We start from the raw sequence: 22,825 nt of genomic DNA, 5'->3' as shown, positions 1-22,825 counted from the left end.
GGCCGGCCGCAGGCCGCGGCCGGCCCGTTCCCGGTGGCTGGGCCGATCAGTCGCCGCTGGGGACGGTGGTCTCCACACCCGGCGCGCCGGCGGCCAGGTGATCGATCTGGGTTTCCGTCAGCGCGCCCTGGAAGACCCAGACATCGGACAGCGAACCGGGGAAGTACTGGCCGGACGTGGTCCCGCTCGTGTCCCGGCCGAGCTGCAGACTCTTCGCGGCCTTGTACGTCAGGACGTCGTCGGACCACGAGAGGGTGTCGGCGCAGCTCGCGTCGTCCTGCGTCCCGTCGTCGTCGGCGTCGGCGCAGGCGGTCTCCTGGAGCTCGCCGTTGACGTAGAGACTGACCTCCTTGGCGAAGCCGTCGTAGACGAGGGCCACGTGGTTCCAGTCGGTGGGCGTGTAGAACATGCCGTTGCCGATGTCGGAGACGGCGGCGGAGTCACTGTCGGAGTCGGCCGTGGCGATCCGCCAGCGGCCCGGATCGGTGGCCGGAGTGGCGCTGGGCTCGTAACGCACCGCGAACGCGCTCTTCTTGGAACCCGGGGCGCTCATGACGGTCACCGGGCCCGTCGGGTCGGCGGCCGCCTGGACGAAGGCGCTGACGGTGAAGCTGGCGCTGGTGTCGACCGGCACCACGGAGGCCGCGGCGTAGTCGTCGGTGCCGTCGAGGGTGACGGTGCCGTCGACCCCGCCCGAGCCGGCTTCGACCCCGCCCTTGCCGGCCTGCGCGCCGTTGTAGAGGGTCATGGCGTTACCGGACGGCGAGGCGTCGGGCGAGGTCGGCGGGGTGCCGACGGCGGTCTCGAACTTCCAGCGGCCCTTGACCACTGCCCGCTGCTTGAACAGCTGCTGCACCTCACCGGCGGACACCGGACGGTCGAACAGCCGCACGTCGTCGATCTGGCCGGGGAAGAACGAGGTGGCCTTGCCCTCGAACGCGCTGGCGCCGATCTGCACCGCACCCCCGGCGTACCAGGTCGCGGGCAGGACGGCGGTGCCGGCCAGGGTCCCGTTGACGTACAGCGAGAGCGTGTGGGCCACGGTGTCCTGCACGCCGACCAGATGCGTCCACTCACCGCCGTAGGCGGTGGTGCCCGTGGGCTGCATGGCCCGCACCACCGTGGAGTCGGCCGTGTCGGCGCTGTGCTGGTTGAACACCCACCGGTCATTGGAACTGGAGTAGTACAGCTCCGGGCCCGTCACCACGCTGCCGATCTGCGAGGCGACGGTCGCGGCGTGCGTCGGCTTGGTCTTCGCCAGCCTCACCCACGCCGAGACGGCGAAGCTGTACGAGGTGTTGACGTGCGCGCCGCCGGTGGTGGCGTAGTCGTCGGTGCCGTCCAGGGTCAGCGCGTTGCCGTCGACCCCGGCCGCGCCGGTCGTGGCACCGCCCTTGAGGACCGCGGGGTTCACATCCGCCCGGCCGCTCAGCTCGGTCGCCTCGGCGGTGTCCTCCATGTGAAACACCATGCGGGCCGGGCGGCCGGCGCCGACCGAGTTCGAGCTGTAGAGGCTCGACACCTCGGCGGTGGTCAGCGGCTTCTCGAAGGTCTTCACCTCGTCGATGGCACCGGGGAAGAAGGACGCGGGCGCGCCTCCGGGGAGGCCGGCGCCGATCACCATGCCACGCCGTGCGTTCCACGGCGTGCCGTACGCCGTGGTCCCGGCCAACGCGCCGTTGACGTACAGCTTCAGCAGCTTCTCATTGGCGGAGTAGATGCCGATCAGATGGGTCCACTCGCCCGCTTTGACGCCGCCCGCGGCGGCCTGCATGGCCTGGACGGGGGTGCCGGTGGCGGTGTCGGCGCTGTACTGGGTGTACACCCAGCGGTCGTTGCCCTTGGAGTAGGACAGTTCGAAGCCCGGCTTGTTGTTGCCCCGCTGGGAGGCGATGACCGCCGAACCTGACGGCATCGCGGACAGCTTCACCCAGGCGGACACCGAGAAGCTGACGTCGGTGTTGATCGTGGCGATGTCGGTGGCGGCGTAGTCGTCGACGCCGTCGAACCGCACCGCCTTGCCGAACTTGCCCTCCACGTTCGGCGTGGGGCCGCCGTGCAGGGTCGCGGTCTGCTCGGGCGCGCTGCCCGCCGCCTGAGTGGCGCCGGCGGCCTCGTCCATCGACCAGTCGGCCCGTTCGAGCTGCCCCGACTTGACCCGGAACTGGTAGGTGCGGATCTCGGAGGCATTGCCTGCGGTGTCGAAGGACCGCGCGGTGAAGGTGTTGAGGCCCGGCTTGAGCGGCAGTACAGGCACGGTCTTGGCCGTTCCGGCCGACGTGGCGACCGTGTTGGCGGAGACCGGATCGCCGTTGACGCCGTACCAGTACTTGGTCACGTCGGAGACGGCGCCGGTGATCACGAAGTTGCCGTACTGGCCCACTCCGTCATACCAGGGGTCGTCCGGGTCCTCGGGGTTCGAGGCCGGGTAGATGGCCGAGGCGACGGCGGGCGCCTTCGGCACGCTGGTGTCGTACGCGAAGTAGCAGCCGGTCGCGCCCGTGGACGACCACGGCGAGTACTGGGCGCCGTCGTAGGAGCGGACGTACCAGTTCACCGTCTTGTTGGTGGGGATGGAGGACGGCAAGGTGACCACGAAGTCGGATCCGGACTTCTTCGCCGTCGTCAGAGCAGGCTTCCAGCGGGTGATCACGCCCTTGCCGTCACCGGTGTCCCAGCTCGCCGCGAACTGTACGGAGACGGAGACGGAGTCGCCGTCGGGGTCGGTGACGTCGTTCGCGTAGATCTTGCCCAGGGTGCGCACCCGCGCGGCGCTGGCGGACTTCTTGCACGATCCGCCGTACTCCATGGTCAACTGCGACGTCTTGACCTGCGGCGGCGCACGGTTGTACCGCACGCGCAGATAGGCGTCGTCCGAGAACCGCTTCCAGCCGTATCCGTCGGACTCGCTCGACGCCTTCATACCGAAGGTCATCGTCGACCACTTCTTGTCCGCCGCCAGTTGCACCGCGGACTTCACGTCGAACTCCGCGTCCTTCGCGGCGCAGCCGGTGAACCCGTAGGCGAAGGACTCCGTCTTGAGGTGATCGATCCAGAAGCCGGACGCGTTCTGCGAGTTCCACGTCGTCGAGGAGGAGATGTCCTTGGTGCGCCAAAGCTCCACGCCCCGGTCCGCGCAGGACGCCGACCAGGTGTTGAGGACCACGAACTCCGCCTGCAGCACGGTCCGTCCGGCGAACTTCGACGTCGGGATGCGGTAGAAGAGCCGCTTGGTGTCGTTCGGCGCGCAGTAGGACCAGTTGCAGTATCCGAGGCCGGCGTCCGAGTCGCCGTTGAACTTCCACTGCGGCGACGACGCCCAGTACTTGGAGGCCATCGTCCACGCCGAGGCCTTCGGGGAGTACCACTGGGGGTCGATGAACACGGGGTACACCGTGTCCTTGCCTCTGAGTACGTCTTGGTCCGGTGTCAGCACCAGCGCGTCCTGCGCGGCGGGTACGTCCACTCCGACCGGCGCCACGTTTGCGGACTCCGCGGCGACGGCCTCGGAGTCAGTGGGACCGGTGGTGGCGGCAGAGGCAGTGGGCGCGGCCATGGCGGTGCCGGCGGCCGCGGCCGCCGAGCGCTTAGAGGCATTCGGCGACGCCGTGGCGAGTCCGGCGGCGGACGGCGCCGTGTCGGGCGCCTTGGTGCTGGAGTCCCACATCACGGGGCGAGGGGCCTCGAAGACCGCGCTTCCGGCACCCTGGTCGATCGCCGCCAGACCGCCGTCCGGGGTCTCCTCGACCTGCATGCCGTCGGCGTCCAACTTCAGCCGCAGCGTGCGCAGTTCACTGCTCGCCGCAGCCTCGGCCGACTTGACGACGAGGAGTTGGGTGAAGCCGTCCTACTGCGCCGCCATCCGCAGATCGACACCGGGCAGCACCTCCGGGTAGGTGACGGTGTTCCCGTTCAGCTCCGGGGACGGCAGCTCCCCGGGCCAGGACAGCGCCAGTTCACGGCCGTTCTTCGTCATCCGCACCAGCGGAGCGGATCCGCCACCCGAGAACGTCAGGCCGATGGTCGTGGCCCTGGGCAGCACCGTTCCGTCCGCGCCACGGGTCAAAGTGGTGTCGATGGCCCGCCACGCACCGTCCACCCGGGTACGCAGCGGACGCAGATGCTCCCGCGCCTCCAGATGCCCCTCCGGGGTGGCGTACACCTCGCTGCTCTCACCGCGCAACGACGTGATCTCCACCAACTTGCCGGTGCGCGCGGCCTTGGCCAGCGCCTTGGCGTCCTCTCCCGTTCCGTCGTCTGCGACGGCTGTGGCCGCCGCGTCGGTTCCGGCGGCCTCGGTGGCCCCGGTGTCGCCCCTCTCGGCGGCCACCGCCATGGCACTGTTGGATACACCCGCCGCAAGCACTATGGCCGCGGAGAACACAACGCCGGCTGTGCGCAGCCGACGTCTCCCCCCGTACGTATTCATATGAACTGCTCCCCCACCAGACCGCGTTGGGCTGTGCCTGGATGTCTTCGATCAAACGGTCAGGCCGCAACATACGGGCAGCACCAGCTTGTTAACCAGAGACTCACAAGCGGACAAAGTCCACAAGATCCACTAACCAGGGGAAAGTCAGGCGTGAATTACTTCACGCTTCCTCTACGAATTTTCCACGGTTGAGCACTCGCACCCCTTTTGCCATGCACTCGCCGCGTCAACCCCTGAAAAGCAAGATAACGTCCCCGACTTGCCATGATGTCGCCGTGCGGGGAGGGCAAACTCCAGTGCCGGTGAGGCAGCCGTAGAGTGCGTTGCTGCGGTACTGAGTACGCGCAGGCCCTGGATGACAGCAACAACGAGGTCACGGGAATCGGCGAATACGCGGCGTTGCCCGCGTTGCCACCGGTGAACGTCCACGCCCGCTCGTCAGGCGGAAGCGCGGCAACACGGCCAGCGCGGTCGTAGGTGCAGGCGACCTCGGCGGAGAGTGTCCGTTGGGAGAGCTGGTCGCCTTCGCCGACGGCGACCAGCAGCAGTGCAGCGGTCCTGACCGCGACCTTCGACATCGAGGTCAGGTGGCTTCGACGGACGGTGGTTCTCCAGCCCGGCAGGCGTGGAGGTGGCCCAGACGAACTCCACCAATACCGGCCTCCAATCGGCGGCATGGCTTCGCACGTCAAGGCCATGGCCGCCGAGGTGGGGACAAGGACGTACTTCGGCAGACAGGGTGCTGCCGGGGGCTTCTCCCAGCCCATCTCGTGGTGGCGAAGCCGTACGCCTCGGATACGGACAGGGTGAAGTCACCGGTCAGCGCCTCACAGGCCAAATCCGCAGCCAGTCTGCCGCACTGGTCCAACGGGAGCAGACCGGGAAACGGCCCGGCGAAGCCACTACTGACGAAGAGCCGCCAACGAATCCGCTGGATGAACAACGAAACCGGACTGGAGCATCAGAGTCGTTGAAGGTCTCTCGTACTCCTGCCGGTCCAGTGGGAACGGCCCAGCGCGATCATGGACTTCCAGGACCTGTTCCCCTTGAAGGGAATCTCGAAGATCCGGGAGAAAAGCGAGGCCCCGAGCACCGAAACCGGCAGGGCCACGATCAGCGTGAACCCGAATGTGGGCAGGCCGGGCGATACGAAATGCGGGGCCACCCGGCGAATCACGGCCATGACGATCGGCAGATGGATCAGGTAGAGGCTGTACGAGAAGCTACCGAGACTCCGAACGGGCCGCGCGGTCAGGAGCCGCACGAGAACGGCGGGCCTGCCGGTGGCAACCGCGGCAATCAGCATCGTCATGGCGGGAGCGACGGCGAGATCCACCCAGAAGTAGTGGTTCACCGTCCAAACCGACCCCCGGACAACGCCGAGAGCCACGACCGGCACGGCGGCCAGGACGGCGAACCATCCCCAGGGCAGGCGCCGGACCCTGTCCGACGCAACCACGACTCCCGCGCCCACCATGCCGGCAACGAACACGGGGGCGAGATTTGGAGCGAGCCAGTTGGCGCCCTCCACAGGAGACGCGTCAACCGCCATCAGGCCACGAGCGATCACCGGAAGAGCCACGCAGACGACCAGGACCGCCGCGCCCCACCGCCGCCGGACGAACAGCAGAAGGGGAAAGAGGAGATAAAGCTCGGCCTCGACCCCGATCGACCAGAACGCGCCGTTCGGTGTCGGTGCGGTGAACATGTCCTGGGCGAGAAGGCCGTACACCAGAATCGACGAGCCCGTAGGCGGTCCGAAGTGCGAAGCCGGCACCACGAACCAGGAAATGATCAGGCTCATGACCAGCGCCGCCCAATACGGGGGCAGGATGCGCCAGGCGCGTCGGCGCAGGAACTGGGCGACGCCACCCGACCCCCAGCCGTGACGCGCCGGGGAGATCGCGAGGGAAAAGCCGGACAGCACCAGGAAGAAGACGACGGCAAGGCGTCCGAACATCAGCCCGTCCAGCCATGGAGGCGCCGAACTGTCGGGATACCCCGGGAACGTGTACAACCAGCAGTGGAACAGGACCACATACAGTGCCGCCAGGCCGCGGAGACCATCCAGACCCTGCACTTGCCGACGGACGTCCGCCCCGCCCGCCCCCTCCTCCTGCCCCGCCGGGGCGCCCAAGTCGAGAGCGTTACTGACCGGACGGCTCGCATTCACTGAAATCGTTCAGCCCTTTTTCTGAGCACCGCGTCCAAGCACGCCGCCGACGCCTCGACGGTCGTCACACGATGCACGATGCAACCTACGACAGGCGCATGCCCGCCGACCCGTTTCCCTGGTAGTACGCCGGGCGCCGCAGTGCCACCCCACAGCGACTGATACGTGACGTCCGGCTGAACAGTTCAACAGACAAACCTGGTACCAACGCCGTGACTCTGTTGGTGATCTTGTGAGGGGCAGTCGGTGGGGCGAAAGCGTCACCCTCAGATCGGAACGACAGCAGCTTCCAACCCGCCCGAAGCAGCCCAGCCCTCTTTGCCGCACGGCGAAAGACCTCGCCGAGCACGCTATCTCTGCCTTGACGACTTCCCCTGGCTCAGGCTCAACCGACCAGCAAATGATTCCGGACAGGCGGCCCCGCCTGCCGCAGCGGAGAACCGTCGCGCCACAAACCATGGGCACAGAGCACCCGCATTGTCGACCTCCCACAACAACGGCAAGCCCACGGCGACCTCCGCCAACGCCGCCCCGCCCCGCCCCGCTCCATGCACGTACGCTGCACGGATGGCCACCACTCGGCCACCCCACACCTCTCCCATACTGACTCGCGCATCAGTCAGCCCTAAGAAACCGCAGGCCAGCGCCGACATCCGGCTCGAGAGACGCTTCACCGAACCCAAAGAACGAACCTCTGACCTACGCATTCCATACATAGCCTCAAGAGGCCCTCAGCACGCACATTCCAAGGTCAAGAAAAGAAAGAAACCCCAGGTCACGGCGAGTGAGTCCTGGGGTTTCTCTGAGCCGCCTTCGGGATTCGAACCCGAGACCTACGCATTACGAGTGCGTTGCTCTGGCCATCTGAGCTAAGGCGGCGCGCTGTCCACACCATGGTGCGGTCAGCAACGTCGGTAAGTCTACACAGTTTCCCGGGGTGCTCCGAACCACCCCTGGGCCGCCCCTGAGGCACCCTTGAGTCACCTCTGGGCCGCCCCTGAGACACCCTCGAGTCACCTCTGGGCCGCCCCTGAGACACCCTCGAGTCACCTCTGGGCCGCCCCCCGGACGCACCCGATCCGGGAGTGGCCCAGAGGAGTCCGTAGGCCTACGAGCAGCGCTTCTTCGGTGTGGGAGGGGTGCCGTGGAGTAGGTACGTGTCGATCGCGGTGTCGATGCAGGCGCTGCCGCGGCCGTAGGCGGTGTGGCCGTCGCCGACGTAGGTGAGGAGGCGGCCCGAGGTGAGCTGGCGGGCGAGGGACTGGGCCCAGCGGTAGGGCGTCGCCGGGTCTCGGGTGGTGCCGACGACGACGATCGGGGCGGCGCCCTTCGCCTCGATGCGGTGCGGCTGGCCAGTGGGCTTCACCGGCCAGTACGCGCAGTTCAGGGAGGCCCAGGCGAGGCCCTCGCCGAACACCGGGGACGCTTTCTCGAAGGACGGGAGCGCCTTTTCCACCTGGTCGGGGCGGGAGAACGCGGCGGGGAGGTCCAGGCAGTTCACGGCGGCGTTGGCGGCCATCAGGTTGGCGTAGCGGCCGTCGGCGTCGCGCTCGTAGTAGCTGTCGGAGAGGACGAGCAGGCCCGCGCCGTCGTTCTCCTTCATCGCCGAGGCCAGCGACTCGCGCAACTGCGCCCACGTGCTCTCGTCGTACATCGCCGCGATCACGCCGGTGGTGGCGAGGGCCTCGCCGAGCCTGCGGCCGTCCGGGTCGCCGGTGGGAATCGGGTGCGCGTCGAGCTTGCGGAAGAAGGCCTTGAGGTTCTCGCCGACCTTGGCGGGCGGGGTGCCCTTGCCGCCGAGCGGGCAGTCGGGCTGCCGTACGCAGTCCTTCGCGAAGGACTGGAACGCCGTCTCGAACCCCGCCGTCTGGTCCAGGTTCAGCCGGCGGGCGGGCAGCGCCGGGTCCATCGCGCCGTCCAGGACGAGCCGGCCCACCCGGTCCGGGAACAGGCCCGCGTACGTCGCCCCGAGGAACGTCCCGTACGACGCCCCCACGTACGTCAGCTTCCTGTCGCCCAGGACCGCGCGCAGGATGTCCATGTCACGGGCCGCCTCCACGGTGGAGACGTGCCGCAGCAGCCGCGGCGCGTGCGCGCCGCACCCTTCGGCGAACTCCTTGTACGCGTCGACGAGTTCGCCGGTCTCGCGCTGGTCGTCGGGGGTGGTGTCCGTCTGCGTGTACGCGTCCATCGCGCGCCCGTCCAGGCACTCCACGGGCTCGCTGCGGGCCACGCCCCGCGGGTCGACGGCGACCATGTCGTAGCGGGCGCGGACCTCGGCGGGATACCCGACGCCGGCGTACTGCTGGAGGTAGCCGACCGCCGAGCCGCCCGGTCCGCCCGGGTTCACCAGCAGCGAGCCGAGCCGCTTGCCCGGGCCTGTCGCCTTCTTGCGGGCGACCGCGAGCCGGACGTCGCCCGCGCCCGGCTCGGCGTAGTCGAGCGGCGCCTTCATCGTGGCGCACTCGAAGCCGGGGACCCCGCAGCTACGCCAGCTCAGCTTCTGCCCGTAGTACGGCGACAGCGCCGACGGCGTCGCCCGCGGCAGCGCGACGAGCGCCGCCACCGCCCTCGAACCGGCGGAACTCGTCGACCCCGCTGCGGAGCAGCCGGAGACGAGCAGCGCGGCGAGGGAGAGCAGGGTGACGCCGGTACGGAGCCTGCGGGGGGAGCGCCTGTTGTACATCCATCGAGCGTAACTCTGCGCGACGGTGCGCATGCCTTACGTACGCGAACTGCCACGGACGAGTTACTCCGTCAACCCGCCGCCGACGGTCACCCACCCACCCCCAGGCCCCCGGGGGGACGCCCCACCGGCGACGTCAACCCGCTCTCAGCGCCATCGTCATCGCCTCCACGGCCAGCAGCGGAGCCACGTTGCGGTCGAGGGACTGTCTGCACGCGGCGATGGCCTCGATGCGCCGGAGGGTGGTCTCCGGTCTGCTGCCGCGGGCGAGCCGCTCCAACGCGTCCTCGGCGTCCGCGTTGGCGATCGCAACGCGGGAGCCGAGCTGGAGGGCGAGGACGTCACGGTAGAAGGCGGTCAGGTCGGTGAGCGCGAGGTCGAGGCTGTCGCGCTGCGTACGTGTCCGGCGGCGCTTCTGCTTGTCCTCGAGGTCCTTCATCACGCCCGCCGTGCCGCGCGGCATCCGGCCGCCCTGGGACGCGCCCATCGCCGCCTTCAGCTCCTCGGTCTCCTTGCCGTCCATCTCCTCCGCGAGCTGCTTGGCGTCCTCGGTGGCCGCGTCGACCAGCTCCTGGGCGGCTCTGAGGCAACCGCCGATGTCGTCGACGCGCAGGGGCAGCTTCAGCACGGCCGCGCGGCGCTCGCGGGCGGCGGGGTCGGTGGCCAGGCGCCGGGCCCGGTCGACGTGCCCCTGGGTGGCCCGGGCGGCGGCCGCGGCCACGGCCGGCTCGATGCCCTCGCGCCGTACCAGCATGTCGGCGACGGCGTCGACGGAAGGCGTGCGCAGGTTCAGGTGCCGGCAGCGGGAGCGGATGGTGGGCAGCACGTCCTCCAGGGAGGGTGCGCAGAGCAGCCAGACCGTGCGCGGGGCGGGCTCCTCGACCGCCTTCAGGACGGCGTTGGCGGACTTCTCGTTCAGCCGCTCGGCGTCCTCCACGAGGATGACCTGCCAGCGGCCCGTGGCGGGCGAGGTGTACGACTTGCGGACGGTGTCGCGCATGTCCTCGGCGAGGATCTGCGAGCCGACGGCGGCGACGGTGCTGACGTCGGCGTGGGTGCCGATGAGCGCCGTATGACAGCCGTCGCAGAACCCGCAGCCGGGGGCGCCGCCGAGTGCGCGGTCCGGGCTCACGCACTGCAGCGCGGCGGCGAACGCCCGCGCCACCTGGGCGCGGCCGGCGCCGGGCGGGCCCGTGAACAGCCAGGCGTGCGTCATCTTCGACGCCTCGGGCGGCGCCGTACCGGAGGTGACCGCGGTGACGAGCGCGTCGGCGTCCCGAGCGGCAGCGGCCAACTGCTCACTCACCCTCTCCTGCCCGACGAGGTCGTCCCACACGGTCATACGTCACGCCCCCCGTTCGTCATCGTCATCATCGACATCGCCTGCGCCTTCGTCCCGTTTCGCGCTGCGGGTTCCATTGTGCGGGGAACCACTGACAATCCGGCGACGGTCGAGCGCCACAGGCCACAGCGCCACAGAGTGGTGCCGTGCGTGAGCGATGCTCAGCGCCGCCGGCCCCGGCCGCCGCCGCGGCCCTCGTCGTACCCTTCCTCGTCCCGGTGCGGGCCCAGCAGTTCGTCCGCCAGCGAGGGCAGGTCGTCCAGCGGGGTCTCCTCGGCCCAGTCCGAACGGGGCCGCTGCCGGGGCGCGCCCTGCTCGTCGACCTGAGGCAACTCACGCGTCCGTTCGCCCTGCTCGTCGCGGAAGTAGCCCGGCGGCACCCGGTCCGAGGGGCTCCCGCCCCGCACCGGAGGCAGTACGGCCGTCTCCTCCTCGGGGCGCTCCTCGCGCACCGGAGGCAGCACCGCCGTATCGTCCGCGGCCCCCGGCGGCACCGACGGCTGGGGCAGTTCGGCCGTCACCTCGCCGTCGGCTCCCCCGGCGGAGCCCGCGGGCTTCCCGGACTGCCGCGAGGACTGCGACTGCGACTGGGATTCCGACCGCGACTGCGGCTGTGACTGCGCGGGTTCCTTGTCCATCCGGATCCGCGGCAGCACCGCCGTCTCGTCCGCCGGGCCGCCCGGCGGGTTCGGCTTCGCCGGATTCACCACCGGCGTCGGCATGGTCACCGCCTCCGGCGGGACCGCCGAAGCCGCCGATGCGGTCGAAGGGGCAGGCGGCGTGGGGCGCGTCGGCTTCGGGCCGACCTGCGCCGCCGCCGCGGCCTGCTCCGCCGCGCGGCGGGCCGCCTCGGCACGCAGCAGCGCCTCCTCGGCCTTGCGCTGCTTCTCCAGGCGCAGCGCCTCGGCCTCGGCGCGCAGCCGGGCCTCCTCCACGGCCTGCTTGCGACGCCGCTCCTCCTCCGCCTTGCGGCGGACCTCCTCCTCGGCTCGGGCCTTCTCCTCCGCGAGGAGCCGGACCCGCTCCTCCTCGGCACGCCTGCGGGCCTCCTCGGCGCGCAGCCGGGCCTCCTCGGCCTGCCGTTCGGCCTCGCGCCGCTGCGCCTCCTCCAGCTCGCGCCGCTTGCGCTCCTCCTCCTCGGCGCGCAGCTTGGCGAGCTGCTCCTGGCGCTCGCGCTCGAGGCGCTCCTCCTCCGCCTTGCGGGCGGCCTCTTCCTCGGCCTTGCGGCGGGCGTCCTCCTCGGCCTTCTTGCGCGCCTCTTCCTGGGCCTTGATCTCGGCCTCGGACAGGGGCAGCAGTCGGTCGAGGCGGTGCCGGACGACGGCCGTGACGGCCTCTGGCTCCTGGCCCGCGTCGACCACCAGGTAGCGGCCCGGGTCGGCGGCGGCCAGCGTGAGGAAACCGGAGCGCACGCGCGCGTGGAACTCCGCGGGCTCCGACTCCAGTCGGTCCGGGGCCTCAGTGAAGCGCTCGCGGGCGGCCTCCGGGGACACGTCCAGCAGGACCGTCAGATGCGGCACCAGGCCGTTCGTCGCCCAGCGCGAGATCCGCGCGATCTCGGTCGGGGACAGGTCGCGGCCGGCGCCCTGGTAGGCCACGGACGAGTCGACGTACCGGTCGGTGATCACCACCGCGCCGCGCTCCAGGGCGGGCCGTACGACCGTGTCGACGTGCTCCGCGCGGTCCGCCGCGTACAACAGTGCCTCCGCGCGGTGCGAGAGCCCGGCACTGGAGACGTCCAGCAGGATCGAGCGCAGCCGCTTGCCCACGGGCGTGGCCCCCGGTTCGCGCGTGAGGACGACCTCATGCCCCTTGGCCCTGATCCACTCGGCGAGCGCCTCGGCCTGGGTGGACTTGCCGGCGCCGTCGCCGCCCTCCAGGGCGATGAAGAAGCCGGTCATGGCCGGGGTCTGCACCGGGTCGTCGCCGCCCAACAGAGCGTCCCGCAGGTCCTTCCGCAGGGGTACGCCGGAGCGGTCGTCGACCTTGGCGAGCACCAGTGCGGCCACCGGCAGCAGCAGCGCGCCGACCAGCATCAGCGTGAACGCGGCGCCGCCGTGCGCGAACACGAACTTGCCGTTCTCCAGCCGGTGCGGCCCGATGAGCGCCGCCACCAGCGGGGCGATCAGCGCGCCCAGCGCCACGAGGACCCGCACGACCGCGTGCAGGTGCTCCGCCGTACGGGTCCGGCGGTGCTCCTCCGTCTCCTGGTCGAGCAGCGCGTGCCCGGTGTTGGCGGCGACGCCCGCGCCGACGCCGGCCAGGGCCACGATCAGCAGCACGCTGGTGACGTCCGGGACCAGCCCGGCGGCCAGCAGTGCCAAGCCGGTGAAGGCGATGGCCAGCGCGAGCAGTCGGCGCCGCGACAGCGACACCAGCACCTTCGGTGCCGTACGCACGCCGACGACGACGCCGCCGGTCAGCCCGAGCACGAGCAGCCCGTACAGCACCGGGCCGCCGCCCAGGTCCTTGGCGTGCAGCACGGCCACGGCGACGGCGGCGGAGATCGCCCCGGCGACGGCGGCGCAGGCGAGGACCAGCAGCGGGATCGCGCCCGTGCGGCCCGCGTCGACGCCGGTGGCGGTCCTGGGGCGGCGCAGTCCTTCGAGCGGCGACCGCGCGCGCGGGGTGCGCGTCTTGGGCAGCTCCAGGAACGTCACGATGGACAGGGACCCGGCGAACAGCCCCCCGGCGACGTACGAGGCGAGGGCCGCCTGGTGCTGGCCGAACCAGGCGATCCCGGCGCCGAGCAGATTGTTGAACAATGCCGCGACGACCAGCGTGGCCGCACCCAGCGGGATCGTCACGAAGCCCGTGCGCAGCGACAGACGGCGCAGGGCGTCCATGTGGTCCGGCAACGGGCGTACGGTCGCGCCCTCCAGGGGCGGGGCGGGCAGCAGGGCGGGGGCCGCGCTCTCGCGGGCGACCGTCCAGAACCGCTCGGCGACGCCGGTCACGAAGACCGTGACGAACAGCAGGGCCAGGGCGTCGTCCGGCGTCCAGTCGATCCACAGGGGCGCGACGATCAGCAGCACGGCGCGCAGCCCGTCGGCGCCGACCATGGTCCAGCGGCGGTCGAGCGGGCCGTCCGGTGAGGTCAGTGAGGTCAGTGGGCCCAGCAGGACGGCGCCGAAGAGCAGGGTGGCCAGAATGCGTACCCCGAAGACGATCGCCACTGCGAACGCCACACCCCGGTAACCGCCTCCGAAGGAGCCCTCGGCGATGGCCGCCTGGAGGACGAGGAGGACGAACACCAGGAGTGCGAGGCCGTCTCCCACACCGCCCACCAACTGCGCGCTCCACAGCCGCTTGAGCTGCGGCTCACGCAACAGGGCGCGCACGGCGCGCTCACGTGAGTCCACCACCAGGGCGTTGTCCGGGGCCGGGTGGTGGGCCGTTGGCTGCTCGGCTCGCGTCATGCTTTCAGCCTATCGGCCAGGACTGACAGTCCAAGGCCCCCGTCCACCTGTACGACCGCCCCGACACCAAAGTGATGCCGGGGCGTTCGTTTCGCGAACCCACTGTGGAGAAACGGTGGCTCAGGTCAGCCGTCGATCAATCTCCGACGAGGTCGATCAAACCCCGGACGAGACCGATCAGTCCTCCGACGAGGAGGACGAGGACGGAGTGGCCGTCGCCTTCTTCGCGGCCGTCTTCTTCGCCGTGGTGGTCTTCTTCGCCGTGGTCGTCTTCGCGGCCGTCTTCTTGGCCGGGGCGGCCGCCTTCTTCGCCGTCGCCTTCTTCGCGGGAGCCTTCTTGGCCGTCTTCTTGGCCGGCGCCTTGGCGCGCTTCTCGGCGAGCAGCTCGAAGCCGCGCTCCGGGGTGATCTCCTCGACGCTGTCATCGGAGCGCAGGGTCGCGTTGGTCTCCCCGTCGGTGACGTACGGCCCGAAACGGCCGTCCTTGACGACGACCGGCTGCCCGCTGACCGGGTCCGCGCCCAGCTCCTTCAGCGGCGGCTTGGCGGCGGCCCGGCCACGCTGCTTGGGCTGGGAGTAGATCTCCAGCGACTCTTCGAGGGTGATCGTGAAGAGCTGGTCCTCGGTCTGCAGCGACCGCGAGTCCGTGCCCTTCTTCAGGTACGGCCCGTAGCGGCCGTTCTGCGCGGTGATCTCCACGCCCTCGGCGTCCTTGCCGACCACGCGGGGCAGCGACATCAGCTTGAGGGCGTCCGCGAGCGTCACCGTGTCGAGCGACATCGACTTGAACAGCGAGGCCGTACGCGGCTTGACGGCGTTCTTGCCGGTCTTCGGGGTGCCCTCGGGGAGCACCTCGGTGACGTACGGGCCGTAGCGGCCGTCGCGGGCGATGATCTGGTGGCCCGACTCCGGGTCGGCACCGAGCTCGAAGTCGCCGCTCGGCTTGGCGAGCAGTTCCTCCGCGTACTCGACCGACAGCTCGTCCGGGGCGAGATCCTCGGGGACGTCCGCGCGCTGGTGGCCCTCGGAGTCCTTCTCGCCGCGCTCGATGTAGGGGCCGTAACGCCCAACCCGCAGCACGATGCCGCTGCCCACGGGGAACGACGACACCTCGCGCGCGTCGATCGCGCCCAGGTCGGTCACCAGCTCCTTGAGGCCGCCGAGGTGGTCCCCGTCGCCGTTCCCGGCGTCGGCCGCGCCGCCCTTGCCCGCACCCTCGCCGAAGTAGAACCGCTTCAGCCACGGCACCGACTGGGCCTCGCCGCGCGCGATGGCGTCGAGGTCGTCCTCCATCCTGGCGGTGAAGTCGTAGTCGACGAGCCGCCCGAAGTGCTTCTCCAGAAGGTTGACCACGGCGAAGGACAGGAAGGACGGGACGAGTGCCGTGCCCTTCTTGAACACATAGCCGCGGTCGAGGATCGTGCCGATGATCGACGCGTACGTCGACGGGCGGCCGATCTCGCGCTCTTCGAGCTCCTTGACGAGCGACGCCTCGGTGTAGCGGGCCGGGGGCTTGGTGGCGTGCCCGTCGACCGTGACCTCCTCGGCGCGGAGGGCGTCGCCCTCGTTGACCTGGGGCAGGCGGCGCTCGCGGTCGTCCAGCTCGGCGTTCGGGTCGTCGGCGCCCTCGACGTAGGCCTTCAGGAAGCCGTGGAAGGTGATCGTCTTGCCGGAGGCGCTGAACTCGACGTCCCGGCCGTCGGCCGCCGCGCCACCGATCTTCACGGTGACGCTGTTGCCGACCGCGTCCTTCATCTGGGAGGCGACCGTCCGCTTCCAGATCAGCTCGTAGAGCCTGAACTGGTCGCCGGTCAGGCCCGTCTCGGCAGGCGTACGGAAACGATCACCCGAGGGGCGGATCGCCTCGTGCGCCTCCTGCGCGTTCTTGACCTTCCCGGCGTACGTGCGCGGCTGCGCCGGCAGGTATTCGGCGCCGTACAACTGCGTGACCTGGGCGCGGGCGGCGGTGATCGCCGTCTCGCTCAGCGTCGTGGAGTCCGTACGCATGTAGGTGATGTAGCCGTTCTCGTACAGCTTCTGCGCGACCTGCATGGTGGCCTTCGCGCCGAAGCCGAGCTTTCGGCTCGCCTCCTGCTGCAGCGTCGTCGTACGGAACGGGGCGTACGGCGAGCGGCGGTACGGCTTGGACTCGACGGACCGGACGGCGAACCGCGTGTTCTCCAGGGCGGCGGCGAGGGCGCGGGCGTCCGCCTCGTCGAGGTGGAGGATGTTCGCGCTCTTGAGTTGTCCCAGGGAGTCGAAGTCGCGGCCCTGCGCGACCCGCCTGCCGTCGACGGCCTGCAGGCGTGCGACCAGCGACGACGGGTCCGACGTGTCTCCCGCGCGGCCGGTCGCGAAGGTGCCCGTCAGGTCCCAGTACTCAGCAGAACGAAACGCGATGCGCTCGCGTTCCCGCTGCACCACGAGTCGTGTGGCGACGGACTGGACACGGCCGGCCGACAGGCGCGGCATGACCTTCTTCCACAGGACCGGCGAGACCTCGTAGCCGTAGAGGCGGTCTAGGATGCGGCGGGTCTCCTGGGCGTCGACGAGCTTCTGGTTGAGCTGGCGCGGGTTGGCTACGGCGGCCCGGATCGCGTCCTTGGTGATCTCGTGGAAGACCATCCGCTTGACGGGGATCTTGGGCTTGAGGACTTCCTGGAGGTGCCAGGCGATCGCCTCGCCCTCCCGGTCCTCATCGGTGGCGAGGAAGAGCTCGTCGGACTCCTTGAGGAGATCCTTGAGCTTCTTGACCTGCGCCCGCTTGTCGGCGTTGACCACGTAGATCGGCTGGAAGTCGTGTTCGACGTCCACACCGAGGCGGCGGACCTCGCCGGTGTACGAATCCGGCACCTCCGCGGCGCCGTTGGGAAGGTCGCGGATGTGCCCGACGCTGGCCTCGACGATGTAGCCGGGGCCGAGGTAACCCTTGATGGTCTTCGCCTTGGCAGGCGACTCGACGATCACGAGTCGGCGGCCGCCCTTTGCGGTCTCGCTGGTCGGGGACAACTTCGCTCATCTCTCCGGTCGACGCTGGGGCCTCCCCAGGCCTTTGCTCCCGGGGTCGGGTCATGGTGACGCTGCGGAGTGTGACGGTACATCCCGCCCCCGTGTCAAACGGGAAAAGCCCGCAACGGCCACTCGAACGGTAACCCGACTACCGCCATTCCTGCCGCCCGGAGTACCGACCGGTCCTTTTCCGTACGACCGGAACGCGCCTTCCCCTTTACCGGCGTGACCACGCACAAGCGGTTCGAACGGGGGCGACGGGACCCTCGAAGTCCGTCCTCAAGTCGTCCCGAAACAGTTCCGAAGCAGTTCCTGAGCCGGATCCGAAGTCGGTCCCGGGGCGGCCTCGGAGACGGTTCGGGAGGTGACCCAGGAGGTCGTCCCGGGGGTCGTCCCGGAGGCGGTTTCAGAACTGGGTGAAGCACCAGGTTCCGACGGCCAGCGCGACGACCGCGGCGACGACCGCGAGGCTCGCCGATGCGACGGGGCTCACATCTTCGGCCACGGGTTCGCGATGCCACACCCGAACCGCGGTCCACACCAGCAGCGAGCCCCCGAACAATGCGAACACCGTTCCCGCGAAGATCGCCGACCCGCTCTCCATGATCGCCCGCGCCCCTTTTCTCCCACCCACGCATACCCCGGCCCCGAGAGGCTGTCACGCGCGGACGGCGACCCGGCGAACCCTGGGTGAACGCCGGGACTACGGGTCGACGCGGAGGGGCTCGGCGAGCCGCCGTCCGGCGGGACGGGACGGAACCAGGTGCGAGGCAGGGCACGACCAGGCGCCACCGGGCACCACCAGGTCACTCGGCCGGTTCGAGGAACCCCTGCTCCACCAGCAGGCGGATCTGGGCGGGAGTGCGGTCGCGCAGGGACACCGGATCCTCGCCGACCAGTTGCGCGATGGCGTCGAGGATCCGGCCGGCGCTCAGCGAGCCGTCGCACACGCCCGCGAAGCCCGCGCCGACCGTGTCCACCTTGGTGGCCCGGCGCATGCCGCGGTGCTGGCGCAGCACGACGTGCTCCGGGTCCTCGGCGCCGGGCAGCCCGACCTGTTCCTGGACGACCTCCGTGCCCAGCCGGAAGCGCCCGGCGAGCAGGGCCGCGTCGTCGTGCGCGCGCAGGTAGTCGAGCCGCTCGAAGTGCGCCACGACCGTGTCGCCGAGCGGCTGCTCGACCGCGTACGACCACTCCTCGACCGTGATCACGGGCTCCGCGGCCGCCGTCTTCCGCAGCGTGATCCAGCCGAAGCCGACGGCCTTCACCTTGCGCGCCTCGAACTCGTCCAGCCATGCGTCGTAGTGCGCCTGGTACTCGGCCGGGTCGCCCCGGTGGTCGCCGGCGTCCCTCAGCCAGAGCTCGGCGTACTGCGTGACGTCCTGCACCTCGCGCTGCACGATCCAGGCGTCGCACCCGCGCGGCACCCACGACCTGAGCCTGTCCTGCCAGTCCTCCCCTTCCACGTGCTGCCAGTTGGCGAGGAACTGCGCGAACCCGCCGTCGTTCAGCCGTTCCCCCGCCCCTTGAACGAGCGAGCGGCACAGATCGTCCCCGCCCATCCCGCCGTCCCGGTAGGTCAGGCGGGCGCCGGGCGAGATCACGAAGGGCGGGTTCGACACGATCAGGTCGTACGTCTCGTCGTCCCGAACCGGCTCGAACAGCGAGCCCTGGCGCAGGTCCGCGGCCGGGGCTCCGGACAGCGCGAGGGTGAGCGCGGTGCTGTGCAGCGCGCGCGGGTTGAGATCGGTCGCCGTCACGCGCGTGGCGTGCTGGGCGGCGTGCAGCGCCTGGATGCCGGACCCGGCGCCGAGGTCGAGGGCGGCCGAGACGGGCCTGCGGACGGTGATGCCGGCGAGGGTCGTCGACGCGCCGCCCACACCCAGGACGACTCCCTCGTCCTTGCTGCCGATGCCACCGGCGCCGCCGACCGCACACCCCAGGTCGGACACGATGAACCAGTCCTCGCCGCCCGGCCCGCCGTAGGGCCGTACGTCCACGGCCGCGGCGACCTCGTCCGCGCCCGTGGGGACGAGCCAGCCGGCGTCCACGCACGCGCGTACCGGCAAGAACTCCGCCACGCGCGCGTGCGGCACGGGCTGCTGGAGCAGGAAGAGGCGGACGAGCGTCTCCAGCGGCGTGTCCCCGCGGGTCGCGCGCAGTGCGGGCACGGTCTCGCTGCGGGCCAGGGCCGCGTAGGCGGGGGCGCCGAGCAGTTCGAGGAGACCGTCCGCGGTGAAGGAGGCCGCGAGCAGGGCCTCGCGCAGCCGCGCGGCGACGTCGGGGCGGTCGGCGGAGGGCAGGGGAGGCAGGGTGGCGTTACTCACGCCCCCATTGTCTCCCGTCACCGGTCACCCGTCCGGACGGATGGCACTCTCCGACCACCCGGTCCTAGCCCTCGCCGCCCGGCACCGGCACTGGCGCCGACTCGCCGTAGCCCGGTCTCAGCCTCTCGCGTCCCGGGCTCAGCTCGTCGTCGCGCGGGCCGAGGCGGAGGCGGCCACCTTCTTGCAGCTGTCCTGCTTGGCCATGGCGTCCTTGACGTCGCCCTGCTCGAGGTTCTTGAGCGCGGTGTTGCCGCTCTTGCTGAGCTTGCCGAGGTCGGTGGCGATGTCCTGAAGGCCGTCGGCGAACTTCGCCTGGTTCTTCGTGTCCAGCGCGTCGACCTGCTTCTTCAGGGCCGCGTAGGACGTCGAGAGGGTGGTGAGCGCCGAGACGGCGTCCTTCTGCTTCTTCTCGGCGTCGTCGACACCGGGCGGCGTACCGGCCTTCTGGACGGCCTGTGCGAGCGCGCTGTAGGCGTCGGACATGTCCTGGAAGGCCTGCGAGTCCGTCTTCTGGACGTTCGCCGGAGCGTTGTTGTCGGTGGCCGCCTGCTTGATCGCGGCGTTGGCCGCGTCGACCTTCGCGTCCTGGGCCGGCAGCGCGTCGCAGACCTGCTTGGCCCAGGCGTCGAGCTCCTTGTTGCCGTCGTCACTGCTGCATCCCGACAGCGCCAGTACCAGTACCGCACCGCCGGACAGTGCGGCCGCGAGCTTCTTGTTCACCGGATTGGTCCCTTCCATGGCTCTCGGCCCCGGAACATACACGCCAATCGGGCGACACCCCTAGAACGAATGTCCGCTATGCAGATCATTGAAGGCATTTGCACCACGAGAGAGAAGGCTCACGGCACCGACACACGAACGACACAGCGGGCGGACCACGCGTCAACACGCGCCGTCCGCCCGCCCTTTGCACGAGGACCTGATGAGCAGTTCTACGAAACCACCGCCGCATCCGGCGACTTGGAGGACGTGCCGGCGCCGTCCTCGTCACCCATGGCGATGCCGCGCCGCTTGGAGACGTACACCGAGACCACGATGACGACGAGCGCGAGGACCGCGATCAGGATCCGTACGCCGATGCTCTTGTCCTCGCCGTAGCTGAAGTTGATCACAGCGGGCGCGATGAGCAGCGCGACCAGGTTCATGACCTTCAGCAGCGGGTTGATCGCGGGCCCTGCGGTGTCCTTGAACGGGTCGCCGACCGTGTCCCCGATCACCGTGGCCGCGTGAGCCTCGCTGCCCTTGCCGCCGTAGTGGCCGTCCTCGACGAGCTTCTTGGCGTTGTCCCACGCACCGCCGGAGTTGGCGAGGAAGACGGCCATCAGCGTGCCCGTGCCGATCGCGCCCGCCAGGAACGCGCCCAGCGCACCGACCCCGAGCGTGAAGCCGATGAACACCGGTGCCAGGACGGCGAGGAGCCCCGGGGTGGCCAGTTCGCGCAGCGCGTCCCTGGTGCAGATGTCGACGACCTTGCCGTACTCCGGCTCCTCGCTGTAGTCCATGATCCCGGGGTGCTCGCGGAACTGCCGCCGCACCTCGAACACCACGGACCCCGCCGACCGCGCCACCGCGTTGATCGCCAGCCCCGAGAAGAGGAAGACGACCGCCGCGCCCGCGATGAGGCCGACGAGGTTGTTGGGCTGCGAGATGTCCATCATCAGGCTCATCGGCGCGCCCGCCCCGGACAGTTCCTCGCCGACGTCCTGCGCGCCGGTCGTGATCGCGTCCCGGTACGACCCGAAGAGCGCCGACGCCGCCAGGACTGCGGTGGCGATGGCGATGCCCTTGGTGATGGCCTTGGTGGTGTTGCCGACGGCGTCGAGGTTGGTGAGCACCTGCGCGCCCGCGCCCTCGACGTCACCGGACATCTCGGCGATGCCCTGCGCGTTGTCGGAGACCGGCCCGAAGGTGTCCATCGCGACGATCACACCGACCGTGGTGAGCAGCCCGGTGCCGGCCAGCGCCACCGCGAACAGCGCCAGCATGATCGACGTACCGCCGAGCAGGAACGCCCCGTACACGCCCAGGCCGATCAGCAGCGCGGTGTAGACGGCCGATTCGAGCCCGACGGAGATTCCGGCGAGGACGACGGTGGCGGGGCCGGTCAGCGACGACTTGCCGATGTCTCGCACCGGGCGGCGCGTGGTCTCGGTGAAGTAGCCCGTCAACTGCTGGATGACGGCGGCCAGGACGATCCCGATCGCCACCGCGACGAGGGCGAGGACCCGCGGGTCGCCGTTCTTGCCCTGGATCGCCGCGTCGGTGACACCGTCGAGGTCGGCGTACTTGCCCGGCAGATAGACGTAGACCGCCACGGCCACCAGGACCAGCGAGATCACCGCGGAGATGAAGAAGCCCCGGTTGATCGCGGACATGCCACTGCGGTCGGTCCGGCGCGGGGCGACCGCGAAGATGCCGACCATGGCCGTGAGCACGCCGATCGCGGGCACGAGCAGCGGGAAGGCGAGGCCCGCGTCGCCGAAGGCCACCTTGCCGAGGATCAGCGCGGCGACCAGGGTCACGGCGTACGACTCGAAGAGGTCGGCCGCCATGCCCGCGCAGTCGCCGACGTTGTCGCCCACGTTGTCGGCGATGGTCGCGGCGTTGCGCGGATCGTCCTCCGGGATGCCCTTCTCGACCTTGCCGACCAGGTCGGCGCCGACGTCGGCGGCCTTGGTGAAGATGCCGCCGCCGACCCTCATGAACATGGCGATGAGCGCCGCGCCGAGCCCGAAGCCCTCCAGCACCTTCGGCGCGTCGGCCGCGTACACCAGCACCACGCAGGCGGCGCCGAGCAGCCCGAGCCCCACCGTGAACATGCCGACGACGCCGCCCGTACGGAATGCGATCTTCATTGCCTTGTGCGAGACGGTGGTGAGATCCTTTTCCGGTTCGCCTTCCGCCGGAGTCGCTTCCCGGGCCGCCGCGGCGACGCGCACATTACTGCGCACGGCGAGCCACATGCCGATATAACCGGTGGCCGCCGAGAACCCCGCACCGATCAGGAAGAAGATCGATCGTCCGGCGCGCTGATTCCAGTCGTCCGCGGGCAGCAGCAGGAGCAGGAAGAACACGAGGACGGCGAATACGCCGAGCGTGCGCAGTTGCCGGGCCAGATAGGCGTTGGCACCTTCCTGGACCGCCGCCGCGATCTTCTTCATGCTGTCGGTGCCCTCGCCGGCCGCGAGTACCTGGCGCAGCAGCACGCCCGCGACCACGAGTGCGGCCAGCGCCACGACCGCGATGACCACCACTAGCAGCCGGTTCCCGTCGGTCAGCACCGCTGCCGCGAGGGTTGTGGGGTGATCCAATCGCTGAGGGGTAGAAAGCCCCGCCATTCGTCCTCCTTGACGCTTGGGCTGAGCTCAAGATGTGGACGGATTGTAGGTACCAGACCCCGATCAAAACAGAGCACGGCAAACGGAATTCACCCGCGC

The 22,825-nt window shown here is 70.2% G+C and carries 11 protein-coding genes and 1 tRNA gene; all 12 read right to left on the bottom strand.

The annotated features are described in order from the left end of the window. Positions 1 to 46: 46 nt before the first annotated feature. Positions 47 to 3,769, bottom strand: a complete 3,723-nt coding sequence (locus OG352_RS24425; protein WP_329219790.1) for a LamG-like jellyroll fold domain-containing protein — start codon at positions 3,767 to 3,769, stop codon at positions 47 to 49. Between the two features lie 78 nt (positions 3,770 to 3,847). Beyond that, the gene (locus OG352_RS24420; RefSeq protein ID WP_329219788.1) at positions 3,848 to 4,336 is read right to left on the bottom strand and encodes a hypothetical protein; all 489 of its coding nucleotides are present in this window, start codon (positions 4,334 to 4,336) and stop codon (positions 3,848 to 3,850) included. 1,057 nt (positions 4,337 to 5,393) lie between these two features. Then, positions 5,394 to 6,512 (bottom strand): acyltransferase family protein, encoded by a 1,119-nt coding sequence (locus tag OG352_RS24415; protein ID WP_329219786.1) that lies wholly within the window; start codon positions 6,510 to 6,512, stop codon positions 5,394 to 5,396. An 898-nt stretch (positions 6,513 to 7,410) separates the two neighbouring features. Further along, a tRNA-Thr gene (locus OG352_RS24410) sits at positions 7,411 to 7,484 on the bottom strand. Positions 7,485 to 7,713: 229 nt separating this feature from the next. After that, a complete protein-coding gene (locus tag OG352_RS24405; RefSeq protein WP_329219785.1) occupies positions 7,714 to 9,291 on the bottom strand; it encodes an alpha/beta hydrolase in 1,578 nt (525 codons plus the stop codon). A 136-nt stretch (positions 9,292 to 9,427) separates the two neighbouring features. Beyond that, complete coding sequence (locus OG352_RS24400) at positions 9,428 to 10,633, bottom strand: DNA polymerase III subunit delta' (protein WP_329219783.1); 1,206 nt, start codon at positions 10,631 to 10,633, stop codon at positions 9,428 to 9,430. 161 nt (positions 10,634 to 10,794) lie between these two features. Then, the gene (tmk, locus tag OG352_RS24395) at positions 10,795 to 14,052 is read right to left on the bottom strand and encodes a dTMP kinase (protein WP_329219781.1); all 3,258 of its coding nucleotides are present in this window, start codon (positions 14,050 to 14,052) and stop codon (positions 10,795 to 10,797) included. Between the two features lie 177 nt (positions 14,053 to 14,229). Next, positions 14,230 to 17,061, bottom strand: a complete 2,832-nt coding sequence (gene topA / locus OG352_RS24390) for a type I DNA topoisomerase (RefSeq protein WP_329219779.1) — start codon at positions 17,059 to 17,061, stop codon at positions 14,230 to 14,232. 406 nt (positions 17,062 to 17,467) lie between these two features. Then, positions 17,468 to 17,665: a hypothetical protein gene (locus OG352_RS24385; protein WP_329219777.1), complete on the bottom strand. Its 198-nt coding sequence runs from the start codon at positions 17,663 to 17,665 to the stop codon at positions 17,468 to 17,470. A gap of 202 nt (positions 17,666 to 17,867) precedes the next feature. Then, complete coding sequence (locus OG352_RS24380) at positions 17,868 to 19,388, bottom strand: DUF7059 domain-containing protein (RefSeq protein WP_329219775.1); 1,521 nt, start codon at positions 19,386 to 19,388, stop codon at positions 17,868 to 17,870. A gap of 138 nt (positions 19,389 to 19,526) precedes the next feature. Then, on the bottom strand, positions 19,527 to 20,126 hold the full coding sequence (locus OG352_RS24375; RefSeq protein WP_329219774.1) for a small secreted protein: 600 nt from the start codon (positions 20,124 to 20,126) through the stop codon (positions 19,527 to 19,529). A gap of 194 nt (positions 20,127 to 20,320) precedes the next feature. After that, positions 20,321 to 22,726 carry a sodium-translocating pyrophosphatase gene (locus tag OG352_RS24370; protein WP_329219772.1) on the bottom strand — a complete coding sequence of 802 codons (2,406 nt, stop codon included), beginning with the start codon at positions 22,724 to 22,726 and terminating at the stop codon, positions 20,321 to 20,323. Positions 22,727 to 22,825 lie beyond the last annotated feature (99 nt).

The organism is Streptomyces sp. NBC_01485, assembly GCF_036227125.1.
Classification (GTDB): domain Bacteria; phylum Actinomycetota; class Actinomycetes; order Streptomycetales; family Streptomycetaceae; genus Streptomyces.
This window is presented reverse-complemented; position numbering and strand designations above follow the sequence as displayed.